Source organism: Paenibacillus sp. FSL H3-0310, assembly GCF_038002785.1.
GTDB classification, from domain to species: Bacteria; Bacillota; Bacilli; order Paenibacillales; family Paenibacillaceae; genus Paenibacillus_AQ; species Paenibacillus_AQ odorifer.
The window spans coordinates 1,625,096-1,644,705 of record NZ_JBBODC010000001.1; the positions used below are offsets into that span (position 1 = coordinate 1,625,096).

Sequence of the window (19,610 nt, forward strand, 5' to 3'; positions counted from 1 at the left end):
GACCTGAAATGGAGTCGGCCCTTGGGGCTGGCTCCTTTTTTTATTGAATATCCTTATATTTCTACGAGAAACGACTGTTGGCTTTACAGGACGACAACCACGCTTCTTTTTTGGTATCATTTCGTAGGAGATGATAGGTTATTTTGTAAGTAGTGTGTATTTAATTTGTGTCAAACTGGTGATAAACTGTAATTATTATTTATAAAAAATGTTCCGCGCTAAAGTTCAGAAATTGCACCTATATAAGTTTTGCATAAAAAAGAGCTTAAATCAGTATTCATGAATGGATTAAGATCAGTGCATGATTAGAAGGTAACTGTGGAGGTGGAATGTCTGTGGGAGCGGAACAGGTTAGAATTCAGAGAGAAACATTAAGTGAAACAGCATCGCAGCTTTCCCGGCTGAAAGATTTAATGCGCCACTGGGGCGATGAGAGTGCTGAACGAATATATGAAGATTTACAAAATAAAGAGGGTGGGAATGAACTGACCCTTGCTTTTTGTGGGCATTTCTCGGCAGGGAAATCCAGCATGATTAATCTTTTATGCGGCAGCTCAGTGTTGCCTTCCGGACCTGTGCCGACTAGTGCCAATATTGTTTCTATTCGCAGCGGGGCTCCACGAGTGCTTATCTATCCAAGGGTTGAGGGAAGTGAAAATGAATCTACCCCTGTAGAGACAACACCAGAAAGATTACAGGAATATTGTCGAAATGGCGGAGAATATTCCGCGATTGAAGTCTGGAATGAGATTCCTCTTATAGGGAAGCATGGTGTTCTATTGGATACGCCTGGCGTGGATTCGACGGATGATGGCCACCAGGCGGCCACTCGTTCCGCGCTGCATTTAGCTGATGTCGTCTTTTATGTTATGGATTATAACCATGTTCAGTCAGAGAATAATTTGGCTTTTGCCAAAAATCTCAGTGACTGGGGCAAACCGCTCTATCTTATTGTTAATCAGATAGACAAGCACAGAGAACAAGAAATTTCCATTGAAGAATATAAACGCCAGCTTGAAAATGCTTTTGAGCAGTGGGGGATTCATTGTGCGGGGATTCTGTTTACCTCACTCAAAATGAAAGAGCACCCACACAATCATTGGGATAATCTGCTGAACCTTATAACAGAGCTGTTGGAGCACAGAGAACAATTGCTTCAATATAGCTTGTCACGTTCCATTCATCATACAGCAGATTCTTCGCTAACCGCGTTCCGTGAAGATCAGCAGGAGGAACGGGAAACTCTTTTAGCTGAGCTAGAGGGTGCAGAGGTTACAGTTGTGATGGATGAGCTGAAATCGTTGGAGGAAGAGAAGGCACTGCTTGAGGAGCTGCCTCAGCAATCACGAGCTAGCCTGCGAAGTGATCTTGATGCCTTACTCAATAATGCTAACTTAATGCCTGCGGATGTTAGAGAGGCGGCAGGGAGCTATGTGGAGAGTGTCAGCCCAGGCTTCCGCTTAGGTTTGTTCTCTACAGCCGGACGGCGGGAGAAGGAGCAAGGCAAACGACTGGATGCCTGGCAAGGATTACTGGTCCGAGAGGTTTCCGCTCAGCTGGAATGGCATCTGATTCAGCTGGTACGTCAATGGGCGGAGAATCTCGGACTGTGGGCAGAAGAGGCAGAGACGACTCTGAAGCAAGGGTTCCCGGCGGTGAGCCAAGAATGGCTGGCGGCTGCAGTTAAGCCGGGAACGGGGAATAGCGGCGAGGCACTGCTCAATTTCTGCCGCACACTTGCGGCAGAGCTGAAGAGCCAATTCCGCCGCGCTGCGCTGTTAGTTGGCGATGAGCTGCTGGCGAAGCTGCCATCGCTTATCGAGGAGCAGCGCGCGGAACTCCAGCGCCGCGATCAGGCCCTTACGCGGCAGGCGAGCGCTGCCCGCGCGCTAGCCGCCCTGGACCGCGCGGCTGACGCCCGCGCGCACGAGCTAGCGGCGCTGCTGCCGCCGCGCCGGACCCTCACCCCCGGCATCCTGCCGGAGGTGAGGGTCACCCCGCGTGCGGCTGCGCAGAGCGCCGCACCGCGGGAGACCCAGCCGCGCGAACGCGCCGCGGCTGAAAGTGCCGCCGCCGCAAGCTGGGCGGCGGGAACGGCTTCGCCGGCGGGCGGACGCCGCCGGCTCTCGGCAGCCGCTGACGCGCTGGCGGCTGCGGCAGAGCTGCTGCGCCGCGAGCCAGCGATGGCATCGGCGGCGCGCAGTCTGGCCGCACGGGCGGAGGATCTCGCCGGCGGCCGCTTCACCCTTGCGCTGTTCGGTGCGTTCAGCGCAGGCAAATCTTCCTTCGCCAACGCTTTGCTCGGCGAAGAAGTACTGCCCGTGTCGCCACACCCTGCCACGGCCGCAGTTAACCGCATATTGGCGCCGGAAGGAGACTTCCGCCATGCCAGCGCGGTTGTAACGATGAAGAGCATGGCGGATTTCTGGGATGACATCTGCCATTCCTTCAGCGTGCTGCAGCTTGGAGAGCCGCAACAGGATACGTGGACAGCAGTACTTGCGAGCCTGCCAACACGGGGAATTCACCCCTCTGCGCTGCCGCATGCAGGATTTCTAAGAGCCGCAGCATCCGGTTGGGCTGAAGCTGAGCCGCTATTAGGAACGGTGCGGACGGTTGATTTGGATGAATATCGAAACCTAGTTGCGGAAGAGACCCGGGCTTGCTTCGTGCAAGGGATTGACCTATTTTATGCCTGTCCTTTGACGGAGAGCGGGATTGTGCTCGTAGATACACCAGGAGCAGATTCACTGCATGCACGCCACACTGGCGTAACCTTTAGTTACATGAAAAATGCGGATGCGATCTGTTTTGTGACCTATTATAACCACGCCTTTTCGAAGGCGGATCGCGGCCTCTTGGCCCAGCTGGGCCGCATTAAAGATAGCTTTTCTCTCGATAAAATGTTCTTTATTATTAATGCCTCCGATCTCGCTTCAAGCGAAGAAGAACTAGATGAGGTTAAAGCACATGTCGTTCAAAATCTGCGTGCCGGAGGTTTGCGGTCTCCGAGAATCTATGCTTTGTCCAGCTTGCTTGCTCTAGAAGCTAAAATTCAACATAATCACGATCTTTATGAAACCTCCCGCTTCAATGAATTTGAGCAAGCATTATCCAGCTTTGCTGGTGATGAGCTTCCACAGCTTTCACTTAACGCAGCTGCTGAGAGCATCGCATCGGTTCGGCGCCGGGCTGAGGAATGGCAGAATCTGGCTTCCAAGGCGGCGAACGAGCGTGAAGCCGGGTTAAAAGAACTGCAGGAAAGGCGGCAGTTCGCCATGAAGCGGTTATCTCTTTTGGAGACTGAGGAACGTCCTAGCAGAGATCTTATTCATGAAAGTGAAGAACTGATCTATCATGTGTGCCAGCGGATTAGCTTCTCCTTCAACAGAAATTTTCAGGAATCTTTTCATCCCTCCTTACTGCGTGAGGATGCAGGGAATTTAAAAGCCATTTTCTCTGCCTGTGGTGCCGAACTAATGCGTACTACTCAGCGCGAGCTTGAGCAAGAGCTATGGGCAACAACGCTGCGGCTAGAGAGCACGGGACGCAGGCTTGTACATGAAGCTGCTGAAGCGGCAGCTACAGAGCTACTCTTTTCCACGGAGGAATTTCATCTTATGGAGAATGAGGAGCAGGCTTGGCCATCTCCTAAGGATCTGGAATGCCAGCTTCAGCCTGTGCAGTGGTCCGCTTTATGGGGCCATTTCAAATCCCCGCGTTATTTCTTTGAGGGAACTGGGCGGGAGTTGGTCAAAGGTGCGGCAGAGCCGCTTTTGAAAGAAGCGGTTAATCTTGCAGCGGCAGAGCAGAAGGAAAAATTAATCGCTCATTACGTTGAGAATATCAGCAGAGAATTAAAATCTGCTGCCGAAAGCCTGCAAGAAGGGCTTGCGGAGCAAGAGAAAGCGATGTTAGATCTCCTTAAAGGGGGTGAGACTGCAGATCATTGGGGCCAAATAAGCCACCAATTATCACGTCTAGAACAAACTTTCGTTGATAAAGTCGACAAAGTTCTGTGAAGTTTGTAGGAAAATGTCGAAGAACACTTGCAATCTGGCGTATGATGGATGAAAATAAAGAAGCCTGAAAATATACAATGAAACTGTTACGTTTTCTGAAATTCATAAAAACGAGACAGTCAATTTGCCGAAAGAGGTTGGAATCGACAATGTGGGGAGCTCCTTTTTCAGCTCAAAGCCGCAAGCTGTTGCTGCTGGGCAGCGGGGAACTGGGTAAGGAAGTCATAATTGAAGCTCAACGCCTTGGCGTAGAGACCGTAGCTGTAGACCGTTATACCGATGCACCGGCGATGGGTGTAGCTCATCGTTCACATGTAATTGATATGCTGGATGCAGAGGCGCTGAAAGCGCTGATTCGCTCTGAGAAACCGGATGTCATTGTTCCGGAGATTGAGGCAATTGCCACTCATGCTCTTCAAGAGCTTGAAGAAGAAGGCTTTTTCGTTGTTCCGACGGCGCGGGCGGCTCGGCTGACCATGGACAGAGAAGGGATTCGTCGTCTTGCGGCTGAAGACCTTGGACTGCCAACTGCTGATTACCGTTTTGCGGATAGTCTGGAAGAGCTGCAACAAGCTATAGCCGAGCTAGGTACTCCTTGTGTCATTAAGCCGATTATGAGTTCTTCTGGCAAGGGTCAGAGCGTATGCAAAAGCCCTGAGGATGCAGAAAACTGCTGGAACACTGCTTTGGTTGGAGCGAGAGCTAAAGGAACACGGGTTATCGTGGAGGCTTTTGTTACTTTTGAGAGCGAGATTACTCTTTTGACGGTTCGATCTGTGTCTGGTACGGTATTTTGTCCACCTATTGGACATATTCAGAAGGATGGAGATTACGTGGAATCCTGGCAGCCTCACTTTATGAAGCCAGAGCTGCTTGAAGAAGCGCAATCTATTGCAAAAGCAGTAACGGATCAGCTCGGAGGTTTCGGTATTTTTGGAGTGGAACTTTTTTTGACAGATCGAGGCGTATTGTTCAGTGAAGTGTCACCTAGACCCCATGATACGGGGATGGTAACGATGGCGACGCAGGATTTATCTCAATTTGCAGTGCATGTCAGAGCTATTCTTGGTTTTCCTGTCCAGTCAGTACAATTGCTGACACCTGGTGCCTCAGCTACGCTGAAGGCTGATGGAGAAGGACGAGCCTTTGCTGTGACCGGAATTGGTGAAGCTTTGGAACTGCCTAGGACTCAGGTTCGCGTATTTGGTAAACCGGAAGTTCGTCCTGGTCGGCGGATGGCAGTAGCGTTAAGTGCGGCGGAAGATGTGGAAATCGCGCGGACGATAGCCAAGCAGGCGGCGTCTATGCTAAAAGTGGAGGTATATGAGGATGAACAGTAGTACCATGGCACCTGTACTGGAAATTCGCAAATGCGGCTTGAATGATCTGGAGAGAGTTACAGCGCTTCTGCGGGAATTCGGCTATCCAACAACGCTAAGCGTGATGAAAGAGAGACTGGAAAGCATGGAGAACAGCAATCTCCAATGCACACTTGTAGCAGAGCTGAACAATGAAGTTGTGGGTATGATCGGCCTTAGACAGGTAAGCTCGTATTACAAACAGACAGATTGTATCACTGAGATTACTGCACTTATCGTATCAGAAGAACTCAGAGGAAACGGACTCGGTAAAAGACTTGTGGCCGCAGCAGAAGAATGGGCACGTGAGCAAGGTTGCTGTCAGCTTTTCCTTAGAAGTGGCAACCGCGTAGAACGCGCACCGGCACATGCTTTTTATCGTCATATCGGTTTCGAAAAGACAGCAGGCTATCGCTTTAACAAAGCGTTGCTATAATACTTATAGGTTACCGATCATCCCCATCCCAGCTACGGCGGGATGGTTTTTTTTTGCTCTGGAACTCTTTTTTTATATGTATTTAATATATTAATACCTAAAACTATTTAAATAACTTAACCATAGATGGATTGGTTTGAATCATATACAATAAAATTTATGACATCTAAAACGTTTCCAAAGAGGGATGAGACATGTATAAGCTAGTTCTTGCTGAAGATGAAGAAGACGTTAGGGAAGGCGTTATCGGGCAGATTGACTGGGAGGGTTACGGATTTGAGATTGTTGAGCAGGCGGAGAATGGACGGGAAGCTGCGGATGCCATAGACCGTTTGCTGCCGGATGTGGTAGTTACCGATATCCAAATGCCTTTTATGAATGGACTTCAGCTGGCTGAATGGATTCGTAGTCATCATCCTAACACTAAGATTATCATTTTGACTGGGTATGATGAATTTGAATATGCTCAGAAGGCGATAAAATTGCAAATTGATGAGTATATTTTGAAACCGTTCTCTTCACAGGAATTAATTGAAGTATTGCTTAAGGTTAGAGCCACTATCGAGGCTGAAATTGCAGAAAAAGAAAATGTATTTGTACTCAGTGAGCATTACCGGAAAAGTCTGCCTGTGTTAAGGGAGCAATTTTTATCGTCCCTTATTTCGCGTAGATTGCGTACGGATGAAATTGCTGAGAAAAGCACTGAATATGGTATAAAATTAACGGGACGGTGGTTTCAGGCTTCGGTAATTAGTGTGGATTATATTCGTCCTGAGCGAGAATCTGCTGGGGGTGCAACAGGCGGACAAATTTCTTTACGAGACACTGGTGAAAAGAATTTACAGCTATTCGCTGTGCTGAATATTGCTGAAGAAATATGCTCGAAGCATGGTTTTGGAAGGGTGTTCATTCATCGTGATGAGGTCGTATTGCTCACAATCCATGAAGAAGGGGAAGAAACTGATATCACTGGAAAGACTTTTGAGCTTCTTGAAGAAATCCGCCAGAACGTACAGCGTTTTCTGAAGCTGACGGTCACGGCAGGCTCCGGAACGGTCTGTTCATCGCCTGCTTTGTTATTTAATTCTTTTGGGGATGCCTTGCAGGCATTAGATTATCGGCTTATTCTCGGCAATAACCGGGTGATCTGGATTGAGGACGTTGAGTCACGTTCCAGCACACTGCTAACCTATGATGAACTAACCCAGCAATCCTTAATCCGGACGATTAAACTAGGTACGGTGCAAGAACTCAAAGAGGTTGTTGAGGATTTATTTGCCGGTCTTGACGCAGAGCAGGTGTCTACACAGGATTATCAGATTTTTTTGCTGGAGATTTTTACATCTATCCTGCGAGTGGCTAAAGAATCCGGCAGTGAGGCTGCAAAGTATATTGGTTCTGGCATTTCGTCGCTAACTGCCATCAATAAATTTAATAGTATGGCCGAAGCCAAGCAATGGATTATTGCAGTCTGTAGCGGTTTAATGGATACGATTGCATTAGAACGTCAATCTTCCTATAAGCTGCTTATTGATGAAGCTAAAGAATATATACGCAGCCACTATGTTGAATCTGATATTTCTATCGGCAAGGTTTGTCAGCATTTACATATAAGTACCGGCTATTTTAGCAGTATTTTTAAGAAGGAAATGAAAATGACGTTCGTTAGTTATCTTTTGCAAATTAGGTTAGAGGCAGCCAAGGAACTTTTGCGGTCCACGGAGCTGAAGGCTTTTGAAATCGCAGAAAAAATAGGTTTTGCCGATCCTAACTATTTCAGCTTTTGTTTCCGCAAAAAATATGGCCAATCTCCTAAAGAGTATAAAAACAGCTCCAGAGGAGGGTAAAGATGCTGAAGGATAAACCTTATTCCTTTCATCTAAGACCGCAGCATCCCAAAGGCGGAAAACGTCGGTTGTCCTCCAAGCTCCGAAGCATTCAAGTTACGATTACACTCACTTTTACATCTGTTGCCGTGCTGGTAGCTGTCGTTGTCAGCCTTATGCTGTACAACAAGTTTGCCAAGACCGCAGAAGAGAATGCCAATATGAATATGCAGCAGATCATTGAGCAAGTGAATTACAATCTGGGTCTTTATGTTAAGGGAATGCGCAATATTTTTGAGACAGCGGAGGAGCAGATTACGAATAGCCCTTCCGTGGATTCCGCTTTATTGACGGAAAGAATGGCTATGCTAATGGGGAGCAGAGAGGATCTGGTCTCGGCGGCTGTTTTTACACCACAGGGGAAATATGTCGTGGGTACACCCGGTCAGAAGCTGCGCAGCAACACACAGCTGGAGACTCAGAGCTGGTTTACGACGGCGCAAAGAACATCAGAGCTCTCCTATTCCGCACCTCATATTCAGAATTTGTTCAAAGGTCAATATATCTGGGTCGTGTCTATCAGCAAATTAATTCAATATAAGGAGAACGGAGTCTTAAAAACCGGCATCCTGCTGATGGATTTTAACTTTCGAACCATTGATGAGCTGAGCAAGCAGGTTAAGCTTGGCAAAAGAGGATACGCTTACATCCTCGATCAGCTAGGAAATATTGTGTACCATCCCCAGCAGCAGCTGATTTACGCTGGCTTAAAATATGAGAATGTGGAGCCAGTACTGGAATATGCTTTTCGTAGCTATTTGGATGAGTCTACGGGTGAAAAACGGTTTATCACCGTAAGAACACTGGAACAGACAGGCTGGAAGATCGTGGGCGTGGCTTATTATGATGAGATTGTAACCACCAAACGTGATCTAAACACTTTTTTATCCTGGTTTTTAGCGGTAGTCATTTTATGTGTAATTATTGTATCTGTCTTTTTGTCTGCACGTATTGCCCGCCCTATCCGCAAGCTGGAACGGACGCTTCAGCAGGTGGGCGAAGGGGATCTCAACACCCGAATAGATGTCAGTGGGGCGTATGAGGTGGAACAGCTGTCCAAACGGTTTAACCTTATGCTGCAACGTATCCGCCAACTGATGGATCAGATTATTTATGAACAGGAAACCAAACGTAAAGGTGAGCTTGAAGTACTGCAATCCCAGATCAATCCGCACTTTCTGTACAATACCCTGAATTCTGTGATCCGGCTCGCTGAACGCGGCAAGACTGAGGAGGTAGTCACGATGATTCAGTCCTTATCGAAGTTTTTCCGGATTAGCCTTAGTAAAGGGAATAATATGATTACCGTGCAGGAAGAGCTTGATCATGTTCGTCATTACCTTGTGATTCAGAGTTTTCGGTTCAAAAATAAGTTCCGCTACGAGATCGAGGCTCAGGATGAAGTGCTGCAGTGTCAGACGATTAAGCTAATTTTACAACCTATTGTGGAGAATGCTCTGTATCACGGGATTGAAATGATGCCTGATGAAGGTTTTATTTCGATCCAAGCGGAGCTGAAGGATGATCTTGTCATCATCCGCATTCGTGATAATGGACTGGGAATGTCCGAGGAGACTATGAAGGTTCTTTTAACAGGCGGCAGTAAGAGTATGCATGGCTCCGGGGTAGGCGTTAGAAATGTTAACGAGCGTATTGAGCTGTATTATGGGCGTGATTATGGTCTTTCTTTTGAAAGTGAAATTGAAGAAGGCACTACGGTTACTCTTATCTTCCCGGCACTCGCAGCAGGCGAGGGCAATCCTGGACAGGAGGAGGATGAGACATCGGTATGAGAATCGTTCGTTTTTGGCTAACCCTGCTGGTATGTGTGGTGTTATGGACAACTATCACCTCTTGTTTTAATTCGGCACCTAATTATATCAACACGAACAAAACCCGCAATATTCATCTTATTGTAAAAATGAACAAAGGTGACTATTGGAATACAGTTAGATTGGGTGCAGAAGCCGCGGCACAGGAATTTAATGTGAAACTAACGTTCAAAGCTCCGAATGCTGAGAGTGATATTGCGGAACAGGTCAGAATGGTTGAGGACTCCATTAAAGAAAAAGCGGACGTTATTATTTTAGCTGCCAGCAGCTATATGGGACTTGCACAAGTGGTTGATCGGGCGGCATATTCCAAGATTCCCGTATTGTCTGTGGATGCAGAAGTCGGTTCGGCCAGAGTAAGAGCCTATGTGGGTTCAAACGGTTATGAAGCGGGACAAAAGTCTGCAGAAAGACTCATTCAGCTGCTAAATGGATACGGGGAGGTCGGCATCATTAACTTCACAAATTCATCTTTGGGGGCGGAGCAGGAGTCTTCAAACGGCATTGAATATGGTGCTAGGGACGCGGAGGAGCGGGAAAAGGGATTTTTAAATTACGCTGCCCGATATCCGAACATACAGGTAGTAGAGATTTCTTATACCACTTCGAGTATTAGTGATGCTGAAGAGCTGACACGGTTAATGCTGCTGAAACATCCAAATCTTCGCGGGATCGCCAGCTTGAATGAGACAGCTTCACAGGGGGCGGCAAAAGCTATCCAGAGCCGAGGGCTGCATAATATTAAAATGGTTGCGTTCGACAGCTCCCCGTCAATGATGGAGTTGCTGCAGGAGGGTACGGTTCAAGCGACCGTAATCCAAAATCCTTTTAGTAACGGGTATTTAGCCGTAAAACATGCCGTTGAGGTAATCGAAGGAATGGATGTTCCTGAACGTGTCGATACGGGCACTAAACTCATTGATTTGGACAATATGCTATGGCCTGAGAATCAGAAATTGTTATTTCCCTTCGTCAGATAGTGGACGGTTTATTTTTGAAAAGACGAATGCCATCCTTAAAATGGGAGGTATTCGTTTTTTGGGTTCAGTAGAATTTTTATAAAAGTGAGTAGGATTTTATATTCGAAACCGTTTTCACCTAAGGCATAATATGGATGTGCCCGAGAGAATTCAGGGTTAAACCAAAAAAAAGAAGTATAAACAGGAGGTCAATGAATAATGAAAAAAATCACTTCCGTTCTTTTAGCAAGCGCAATACTGGGTGCCGCCCTGGCAGGCTGTGGCAATAGCAACAATAATGCAGACAGTGGTAAAGCTACCAACGCTCCAAAAACTGAAAATGCGGGCTCTTCCACTGAAACGCCAAAAGTAGGGGTAGCCATTTACAAATTTGACGATACCTTCATGACAGGTGTTCGTAACGCAATCGACACTGCTGCCAAAGGCATTGCTACTGTAGATATCGTAGATAGCCAAAATTCTCAACCCACACAAAATGACAAAGTTGACTTGTTCATCACCAAAAAATATAAAGGCATGCTGATCAATCCGGTTGACCGTACTGCGGCTGGCGTTATTATCGAAAAAGCAAAAGCGGCAAATATTCCGGTGGTCTTCCTGAACCGCGAGCCGCTGCCAGAAGATATGAAGAAATGGGATAAGGTTTATTATGTAGGCGCTAAGGCAGAAGAATCCGGAACTATGTCCGGTCAACTGATCGTGGACTACTGGAAGGCACATCCTGAAGCGGATAAAAACGGCGACGGTGTCCTCCAATACGTAATGCTAAAAGGCGAACCGGGGCACCAAGACGCTGAACTTCGTACTACTTACTCCATCCAAGCAATTGAAGACGCCGGCATCAAGGTAGAAAAGCTGGCTGAAGATACTGCGATGTGGGACCGCGTAAAAGGGCAAGAAAAAATGGCAGCCTTCCTTGGCTCCCATGGCGACAAAATTGAAGCTGTGCTTGCGAACAACGACGATATGGCTCTCGGTGCCATCGAAGCTCTAAAAGCTTCAGGTTACTTCACGGGTGATAAATTCATGCCGGTAGTAGGTGTAGATGCTACTGCTCCTGCGATTCAAGCGCTGCAAGATGGAACGATGCTTGGTACCGTGCTGAATGATGCGAACAACCAAGGTAAAGCTGCGATCACAGTTGCTGCTCTGCTTGCTAAAGGAGAAACACCTACAAAAGATAACGTAGGCTTTGATATCACAGACAACCAATACGTGTGGATTTCCTATAAAAAGATCACCAAAGACAATATCGATGACGCCAAATAATAACGCTCTAATCTAGATGGAATTCATGATCTTATGGCAGCAACGGGGAGCGGATTTTCGCTCCTCGGATTTCTTTCAGGCAGGGAACAGGATGAAACCGCTGTGCCTCTCATGAAAAAAGAAAAAAGCGTAGGGGGCGTAACAACATGGAAAAAGCTGAGTTTTTGCTAGAAATGAATGACATTACTAAAGAATTCCCCGGCGTCAAAGCGCTGGATGCAGTTAGTTTAAAGGTCAGACCAGGTTCGGTGCATGCCCTTATGGGCGAGAATGGTGCGGGTAAGTCCACTTTAATGAAATGTCTCTTTGGTATTTATTCACCGGATGCCGGTGAGATTTTTTTGGAGGGTGAGAAGACCTCTATCGGAAGCTCAAATGACGCTTTGAAAAATGGGATCTCCATGATTCACCAAGAGCTGCATCCCGTGCCGTTCCGAAGTGTGATGGAGAATATCTGGTTAGGACGTTTCCCAACCAAAGGGATTGGACCTTTCCAGTTTATTGACCATAAGAAAATGTACACTGACACGGAGAATTTGTTTAAAGATCTGGATATCGATCTGAATCCCGAGACATTAGTGGGTAAGCTGTCTGTATCCAAAATCCAATCCATTGAAATTGCGAAGGCTGTCTCTTTTCACTCCCGCGTTATTGTAATGGATGAACCTACTTCCTCCCTGACCAGTGTGGAGGTGGAGCATTTATTTCGAATCATACGGGACCTTAGGAGTAGAGGCGTAGCTATTATTTATATATCTCACAAAATGGAAGAGATTCTCGAAATTTCTGACGAGGTTACCATTATGCGGGATGGTAAAAAAATCGGAACCTGGCCAGCGGTGGAATTGACTACAGATCTTATTATTTCCAAAATGGTCGGCCGTGACTTGACCAATCGATTCCCAGAACGCTTTAACGTGCCTGGCGAAGTATATATGAAGGTGGAAGGATTAACCTCCCCTGAAGAAAGATCGTTTAAAGATGTTTCTTTTGAATTAAGACGAGGTGAGGTTTTAGGGATTGGTGGTCTGGTAGGCGCTCAGAGAACAGAGGTTATTGAGGCATTATTCGGCCTGAGGGCTATCAAATCGGGGACGATTTCTATCGATGGTAAGCGCATTCATATCCAATCTCCCAAGGATGCTAAGAAACACGGAATGGCTTTGCTTACGGAGGAACGGCGTGTCACTGGTATTTTTCCAGTCTTGTCTGTTCATGAAAATGGCGCAATCGCTAATCTGCATCGATACCAGAAACTACTACTTCTACTAGATGGAAAAAAGAAAAAAGAAGAAGTCGATAAAATGATTGAAAAATTACGGACCAAAACTCCAACAACCAAAACGCTGATCATGAATCTTTCTGGTGGGAATCAGCAAAAAGTGCTGCTCGCCAGATGGCTTTTAACCGAGCCCGAAATCCTGCTTCTGGACGAACCGACTCGCGGTATCGACGTAGGGGCTAAATTCGAGATTTATTCGATTATTGCCGACTTGGCGCAGCAAGGGAAAAGCATCATTATGATCTCCTCAGAAATGCCGGAGCTGCTCGGAATGTCTGACCGTGTAATGGTCATGTCGGAGGGTAGGCTTACCGGAATACTAGAAGGCGAGCAAGCTACGGAAACCGAAGTTATGCGACTCGCTGCACAGCATTAGGATAGGATTTCAATGATAGTTTTGCTGGGCGAAACTAGATTTGGTTTACGAAGAGAAGTACTCTTCGCGTAACTTTAAGGAGGAACACTACTAATGAACGCTAAAAGAGCCCAATCTTTTATTACTCAAAATGCTATTTATATTGTCTTGGTAATTCTAATTATGGGTATTGCCTTATATGAGCCGGCCTTTATCTCTGTAAATACTTTACGGGACATTCTAATTCAGTCGTCAACACGGATTATCATCGCGCTTGGTGTTGCCTTCATCCTTATCACAGCTGGGACGGACTTGTCTGCTGGACGTGTGGTTGGTTTTACAGCGGTAATCTCTGCTTCGATGCTGCAAATTCCGGATTATTCCCGGCGCTTTTTTCCTGATCTGCCGCAGGTGCAAGTGTGGCTTCCGATCCTTATAGCTATTATCGCTGGCCTTCTCTGCGGACTCGTCAATGGTATTGTCGTCTCCAAGCTGAACGTCCCGCCGTTTATCGCAACACTGGGTACGATGGTTATCGTCTACGGCTTGAATTCCTTGTACTTTGACATGGACCCCAACCAATCACAGCCGATTGGCGGTCTGCGTCCAGATTTCACTACAATCGGTTCCGGGTTTATCGGCAAGGGACAATATTCAATCCCGTATATCGTGCTGATAGCCTTGGGTGTCGCCGCCATCGTATGGGTGGTGTTCAATAAAACTAAGCTGGGCAAGAACATGTACGCTATCGGCGGTAACATGCAGGCAGCAAAAGTATCTGGCATCGATGTTTCCAAGAACTTGATCTACATCTATGCGATTGCTGGAGCCCTTTATGGTTTGGCTGGTGTGCTGGAGGCTGCCAGAACAGGTGGCGCAACCAATAACTATGGTAACATGTATGAGCTCGATGCGATTGCTGCTTGCGTCGTGGGCGGGGTGTCCACAACCGGTGGTATCGGAACAGTGCCAGGTGTTCTGGTCGGTGTTATTATCTTTACCTTAATCAACTATGGCCTGACCTTCATCGGCATCAGCCCTTACTATCAGTTGATTATCAAAGGTCTGATCATCATCGCCGCGGTCGCATTTGATATGCGGAAATATTCTTCGAAGAAGTAGTTGTGTGGGGGATGTGTGGTGATTATAGCGTTTGCTATTTATGGCAAACGCTTTTTGGTTTGTCCATTTCGCTTGCGGATATAAGCAACTCGTAAGAATCAGTTCATAAGTACCAATTCATAAGTACCAATTTAAAGTACAAATTCACAATTGCAAATTCATAAGTACTGAACGTCGCCCCCTTGCTCCTCGCATAGGAAAACTACGCACGAGCACGAAAACTACCCACAAAAACTAACCACAAAAACTATGTATGAAAAACTACCCACAAAAACTAGTTTAATTAGTTAGGGATAAACCAATTTCGCTCCCACTAGTACCATTGGGACCAGCATCAAGTACAGCAATAATATCAACTACGCCAATAATATCAACTACACCAATAATGTCACTGTCAGCACTGCTAACTACAGCACTGCTAACTAAAGCACCACTAACTACGGTACTGCCAACCACAACACTGTCAACCAAAACACGACTAACTACAGTACTAACAACTAAACACAACACCAAAACTACCCACTAAAATGCCACCACGACCAAATAGTGTCACCACCACTAACACACAGATCATCAATGGCTACTACAAACATGAAACAAATACACCACTAAAACTACCCGCCAAAATGCCACCACGACTAAACAGCGCCAGCAACACTAACATCAACATTACTTACCACCATAAACTTCAATCAACATTGCCACCCCTGCTCCATCAAATCTAATATTCCACCAATAGGATTTACTTCACCCAATAGTTGCACCATAACCGCCACGGTACTACTACAGCATCATTACCATCACCAATTAATATCATCAACACAAACACGGTTATCACAATCCTCTCAACATTAACAGCATGAACACGGCAATCACCGCCACAAATCAATATCAGCAGCAATAAAACTACCATCGCCATCAGGAGCACCACGAAAACACATCATATTCATCATAGCTCACCAACAATATCAACAAACTAATATTAGTAACAGAACAGAAGCACCATGAGTGAAAGAACGGTATAAATCCCTTAGAATTGGCTGAAACGAGCTAAGTGGGGCGAAAGAACGGTATAAATCCCGTAGAATTGGCTGAAACGAGCTACGTGGGGCGAAAGAACGGTATAAATCCCGTAGAACTAGCCGACCTGAGCTATGTGAGGAGAAAGAACGGTATAAATCCCGTAGAATTGGCTGAAACGAGCTGGGGCGAAAGAACGGTATAAATCCCGTAGAATTGGCTGAAATGAGCCACGTGGGCCGAAAGAACGGTATAAATCCCGCAGAATTGGCTGAAACGAGCTACGTGGGGCGAAAGAACGGTATAAATCCCGTAGAATTGGCTGAAATGAGCCACGTGGGCCGAATGAACGGTATAAATCCCGCAGAATTGGCTGAAACGAGCTATGTGTGGCGAATGAACGGTATAAATCCCGTAGAATTGGCTGTAACGAGCTACGTGGGGCGAAAGAACGGTATAAATCCCGTAGAATTGGCTGAAACGAGCTACGTGGGGCGAAAGAACGGTATAAATCCCGTAGAATTGGCTGAAACGAGCTACGTGAGGTGAAAGAACGGTATAAATCCCGTAGAATTGGCTGAAACGAGCTACGTGAGGTGAAAGAACGGTATAAATCCCGTAGAATTGGCTGAAACGAGCTACGTGGGGCGAAAGAACGGTATAAATCCCGTAGAATTGGCTGAAACGAGCTACGTGGGGCGAAAGAACGGTATAAATCCCGCACAATTAGCTGAAACGAGCTAACGTGAAAGAAAGAGAGTCATTAATGCCCTAGAATACGCCAAATCGAGCAACGGAAGCGGAAAGAGAGGCAAAAATGCCCTAGAATACGCCTCCCCCTAACCCCAAAGATCAAAAAGCACATAAACCAACGTTCTCCCATATTCTATAGGCAAATGCCTTTGTTAAAGGGGAGCGACTGGATGTTAAGGATTAGGTTGAATGAGCTGGGGAAAGGGAATGACAATGGTCTGATACAGGCGGATGTATGGAAATGGGATGGCATTGGCTGGAACGAATATATTACTCAGCAGGATGAGGATTTCATACGCACGGAAGAGGAGTTGTTCGTCACGATTCCGGCAGAAGCGGGATTATATCGTGTAGATTACTCTAATAAACCTTTTGAGGCGCCATACTTATTGCCGGAGTGGGTGGGGGACGATCTGCGGACCACGGGTCTGCATCCGGCGCCGTTTAATCTCAAAGAGGGCACACTTTGGGGATATATTAATGACGAGGGCCGTGTTCAGATTGAACCCCGGTACGAATATGCTGAGGATTTTCAAAAGAACGGTCTTGCCGTAGTTCAGCGAAAAAATAACAGCGGGCTGATTGACAGCACTGGAAGAGAACGAGTGAAGCCGATCTATTCTTTTATTGCGCCTTTTTCGGAAGAGCGCGCGGTCGTGTCGGATGCCAAGGGCTACACTTTTATTGATGAAAAAGGCAAAGAAGTGACGTCCGCCCGGTATGATTATTTGAACTCATTACATGAGGGGCGAGCACTATTTTCAAAACAAAATACGACCGGCGGCCAATCGCTATATGGATATGTGGACGCGCAAGGCAAAGAGGTGCTGCCCGCGATTTATGTAGATGCCAATGATTTTATGAACGGCGTGGCTTTGGTTAAAATCAAAGAAGGAGAGTATGCGCTCATCGATCCGGATGGGAACATTCTGCATACGTATAACCATCCTTTCGTTGGAAGTCCGGGAGAAGGTTTGCTAGCCTATCAAGCGACTGAAAACGGTAAATATGGCTATTTAAATACGGATGGTTCTGTAGCTATTCAGCCGCAATTCACCTCTGCTTTACCTTTTTCAGAGGGACGTGCGGTGGTGAATACCGCTGAAAATTATGGCAACGCCTACGGGCTGATTGATAAACAAGGAAAAATGATCATCCCGGCAAAATATTATGAAGTATTGCAGCTAGGTGAAGGCAGAGTAGCCATAGGAACGCCTGTATTCCCCAGCCAGCCTTATCGCGGATCACGTTACGTAATTGCAGATGCGAAAACGGGAGCGGTCCTGAGCAATCACACCCTGCTTGGCGTGAACAATTACCAGGAGGGATTGGCGTCTGTATTTGATGCTAAAGATACCTATTTTATCGATAGAAGTGGAAAAAAGGCAGCCCAGCCCCCAGTTATTCCAGGGGCAGGAACACTCACCCTTAGCGGACGTTTGATAAGAGCAGATGTAGATCAACGCACATCTTATTATGATCGGCAGGGAAAGCAGGTTTGGCGCCAAAATGGAGTCATTCCGCTGAGACCTCCCTATTCCGTAGTAGAGAAGAAATACAAACCGAACAGGGATTATCTGGTGTATTATCCGGTCGTTGAGGGGATTGCAAGTGCGGAAGTTTCGCGAGAGGTTAACGATAAGCTGCGCAAGCTATCCCTTGCTGAAGACGTTGGGAGTGGAGGGGTTTCCCAGGACTTTAGTTATAATGGTGATTTTTCAGTCTCTTTCTTCCGTAAAAATCTGCTGGTGCTGGAGCTGACCGGGTATCGTTTTCCTTTTGGAGCAGCACATGGAATGCCTACCAAAATCTATCCGCATATTAATTTGCGCAGCGGCAGGTTCTATAAGCTGGGGGATTTGTTCAAGCCGGGCAGCAGATATGTGGAGAAGCTCAGTAAAATTGTGGGCAAACAGATCGAGAACGATCCACAATATTCATATGTTTTTCCGGATACGTATAAAGGAATTACCTCGGATCAGCCCTTTTTTGTAGATAATGAAGCGTTGTATCTATATTTCGCACCTTATGAGATCGCTCCGTATTCTGCAGGTTTTCCAACCTTCCGGATTCCTTATGCGGAAATCATGGGATTGATCTCTACGGAGGGCGAGTTCTGGCAATCGTTTCATTAATCGTCAGGTATCCATAGGTTTGCTGAAGTTGCCGTCCTTTCGGGGAGGGCGACTTTTTTCGCTTTTTTTCGCTTTTTTTCGCGCATAACAGGTAAAATGGTATTTTTAGGCAGGAAAACAGCGAAAGAAAGCGAATGTATCTAGGAATCGGAAATCTTACAGTCAAGACTATTATATGTAAAAAATTAGAAGCGCACATTTGAGAGATTTATGCTACAATGACTGAGGAACAAATTACAACTTTGTAACATTTGTAGATGGTCACTCTAGGCAGAAGCATATATTACACGCAAGAAAAAAGGAGATGGCAGATTGAAGAACAAGACATTAAAAGCAATCATCGGTGGTAGCGTGGCAGCTGTTATGGCACTTAGTATTTCTCTTCCATTGGAAGCAAATGCGGCATCGAATGAATCGACAGTAACAATAAAAGGCACAAGTTATGAGCAAATATTACAATATTTTAAACAAGCTAATCTTGAGGGATTCCCTTTTTCGAATAGCACAATCGTGGTGACTAAGCCGCAAACTGGAACAGTACCAAAAAAAGACAACACGACCACAACTACAACTACAAAACCGGTTACAAAGCCAGCAGACACAACTACTGTAACTAAGCCAACAGATAATACAACTACAACAGGTGCTGTGAGCAATAAAGGAACCTATGTTCAGCAAATCGTAACGCTGGTAAACAAAGAACGTGCAGCAGCTGGTTTGTCACCTGTAGCTGGATTGGACAGCCTGCACAAAGTTGCCGCTACAAAAGCTACAGATATGCGTTCGAATAATTATTTCTCACATACTTCACCTACGTATGGTTCACCTTTTGATATGATGAAATCCTTTGGCATCACTTATAAAGCCGCAGGTGAGAATATCGCAATGGGACAAAAAACACCAGAGGAAGTAATGAAGGCATGGATGAATAGTCCAGGTCATCGCGCTAATATTTTGAATGCTAACTTCAATTATATCGGTGTAGGCTATGATAATAATTACTGGGTTCAAGAGTTTATTGGTAAATAATACGAGTAGATGCTTCAGGAAGAAATCGTTCTCCGATGTAAGTCGGGGAGCGGTTTTTTTTGTGTGGTGAAGATTAAAAATGCAACAAAAAAAGAAGCAAGGAACTTGTCCTTACTTCTTCTGTCTAGCTC

The 19,610-nt window shown here is 46.1% G+C and carries 14 protein-coding genes; 12 read left to right on the forward strand and 2 right to left on the reverse strand.

Annotated elements, in window-relative coordinates:
* Nucleotides 1-335: 335 nt before the first annotated feature.
* From MHH63_RS07305 to mglC, 9 genes are all read left to right on the forward strand, one after another.
* A complete protein-coding gene (locus MHH63_RS07305; protein ID WP_341171345.1) occupies nucleotides 336-4,022 on the forward strand; it encodes a dynamin family protein in 3,687 nt (1,228 codons plus the stop codon).
* A gap of 149 nt (nucleotides 4,023-4,171) precedes the next feature.
* Nucleotides 4,172-5,362, forward strand: a complete 1,191-nt coding sequence (purT, locus tag MHH63_RS07310; protein ID WP_076183965.1) for a formate-dependent phosphoribosylglycinamide formyltransferase — start codon at nucleotides 4,172-4,174, stop codon at nucleotides 5,360-5,362.
* Nucleotides 5,352-5,816, forward strand: coding sequence for a GNAT family N-acetyltransferase (locus MHH63_RS07315; RefSeq protein WP_232061416.1), 465 nt, complete (start codon nucleotides 5,352-5,354; stop codon nucleotides 5,814-5,816). Before purT ends, MHH63_RS07315 begins: the two co-directional genes overlap by 11 nt.
* 194 nt (nucleotides 5,817-6,010) lie before the next feature.
* Nucleotides 6,011-7,663, forward strand: a complete 1,653-nt coding sequence (locus tag MHH63_RS07320; protein WP_341171346.1) for a response regulator — start codon at nucleotides 6,011-6,013, stop codon at nucleotides 7,661-7,663.
* A gap of 2 nt (nucleotides 7,664-7,665) precedes the next feature.
* Nucleotides 7,666-9,495, forward strand: coding sequence for a sensor histidine kinase (locus tag MHH63_RS07325; RefSeq protein WP_341171347.1), 1,830 nt, complete (start codon nucleotides 7,666-7,668; stop codon nucleotides 9,493-9,495).
* Nucleotides 9,492-10,514, forward strand: a complete 1,023-nt coding sequence (locus tag MHH63_RS07330; protein ID WP_036685687.1) for a substrate-binding domain-containing protein — start codon at nucleotides 9,492-9,494, stop codon at nucleotides 10,512-10,514. Before MHH63_RS07325 ends, MHH63_RS07330 begins: the two co-directional genes overlap by 4 nt.
* A 198-nt stretch (nucleotides 10,515-10,712) precedes the next feature.
* Complete coding sequence (locus tag MHH63_RS07335) at nucleotides 10,713-11,783, forward strand: galactose ABC transporter substrate-binding protein (protein WP_094903385.1); 1,071 nt, start codon at nucleotides 10,713-10,715, stop codon at nucleotides 11,781-11,783.
* Nucleotides 11,784-11,929: 146 nt separating this feature from the next.
* Nucleotides 11,930-13,441 carry a sugar ABC transporter ATP-binding protein gene (locus tag MHH63_RS07340; protein WP_076302735.1) on the forward strand — a complete coding sequence of 504 codons (1,512 nt, stop codon included), beginning with the start codon at nucleotides 11,930-11,932 and terminating at the stop codon, nucleotides 13,439-13,441.
* Nucleotides 13,442-13,534: 93 nt separating this feature from the next.
* Nucleotides 13,535-14,542: a galactose/methyl galactoside ABC transporter permease MglC gene (gene mglC, locus MHH63_RS07345; RefSeq protein ID WP_076127586.1), complete on the forward strand. Its 1,008-nt coding sequence runs from the start codon at nucleotides 13,535-13,537 to the stop codon at nucleotides 14,540-14,542.
* 279 nt (nucleotides 14,543-14,821) lie between these two features.
* Here the strand turns inward: mglC and MHH63_RS07350 are convergent, their stop codons facing one another.
* Together MHH63_RS07350 and MHH63_RS07355 are read right to left on the reverse strand one after the other, a co-directional pair.
* Nucleotides 14,822-15,013, reverse strand: a complete 192-nt coding sequence (locus tag MHH63_RS07350; protein WP_143759993.1) for a hypothetical protein — start codon at nucleotides 15,011-15,013, stop codon at nucleotides 14,822-14,824.
* Between the two features lie 271 nt (nucleotides 15,014-15,284).
* The gene (locus tag MHH63_RS07355) at nucleotides 15,285-15,461 is read right to left on the reverse strand and encodes a hypothetical protein (protein ID WP_341171348.1); all 177 of its coding nucleotides are present in this window, start codon (nucleotides 15,459-15,461) and stop codon (nucleotides 15,285-15,287) included.
* A 326-nt stretch (nucleotides 15,462-15,787) separates the two neighbouring features.
* Between MHH63_RS07355 and MHH63_RS07360 the strand changes: the two genes are divergently transcribed.
* The 3 genes from MHH63_RS07360 to MHH63_RS07370 all read left to right on the forward strand — a co-directional run bounded on the left by MHH63_RS07360 (nucleotide 15,788) and on the right by MHH63_RS07370 (nucleotide 19,479).
* Nucleotides 15,788-16,111 (forward strand): hypothetical protein, encoded by a 324-nt coding sequence (locus tag MHH63_RS07360; protein ID WP_341171349.1) that lies wholly within the window; start codon nucleotides 15,788-15,790, stop codon nucleotides 16,109-16,111.
* 374 nt (nucleotides 16,112-16,485) lie between these two features.
* Nucleotides 16,486-18,450: a WG repeat-containing protein gene (locus MHH63_RS07365; RefSeq protein ID WP_340010697.1), complete on the forward strand. Its 1,965-nt coding sequence runs from the start codon at nucleotides 16,486-16,488 to the stop codon at nucleotides 18,448-18,450.
* A gap of 312 nt (nucleotides 18,451-18,762) precedes the next feature.
* A complete protein-coding gene (locus MHH63_RS07370) occupies nucleotides 18,763-19,479 on the forward strand; it encodes a CAP domain-containing protein (protein ID WP_341171350.1) in 717 nt (238 codons plus the stop codon).
* Nucleotides 19,480-19,610: the final 131 nt, after the last annotated feature.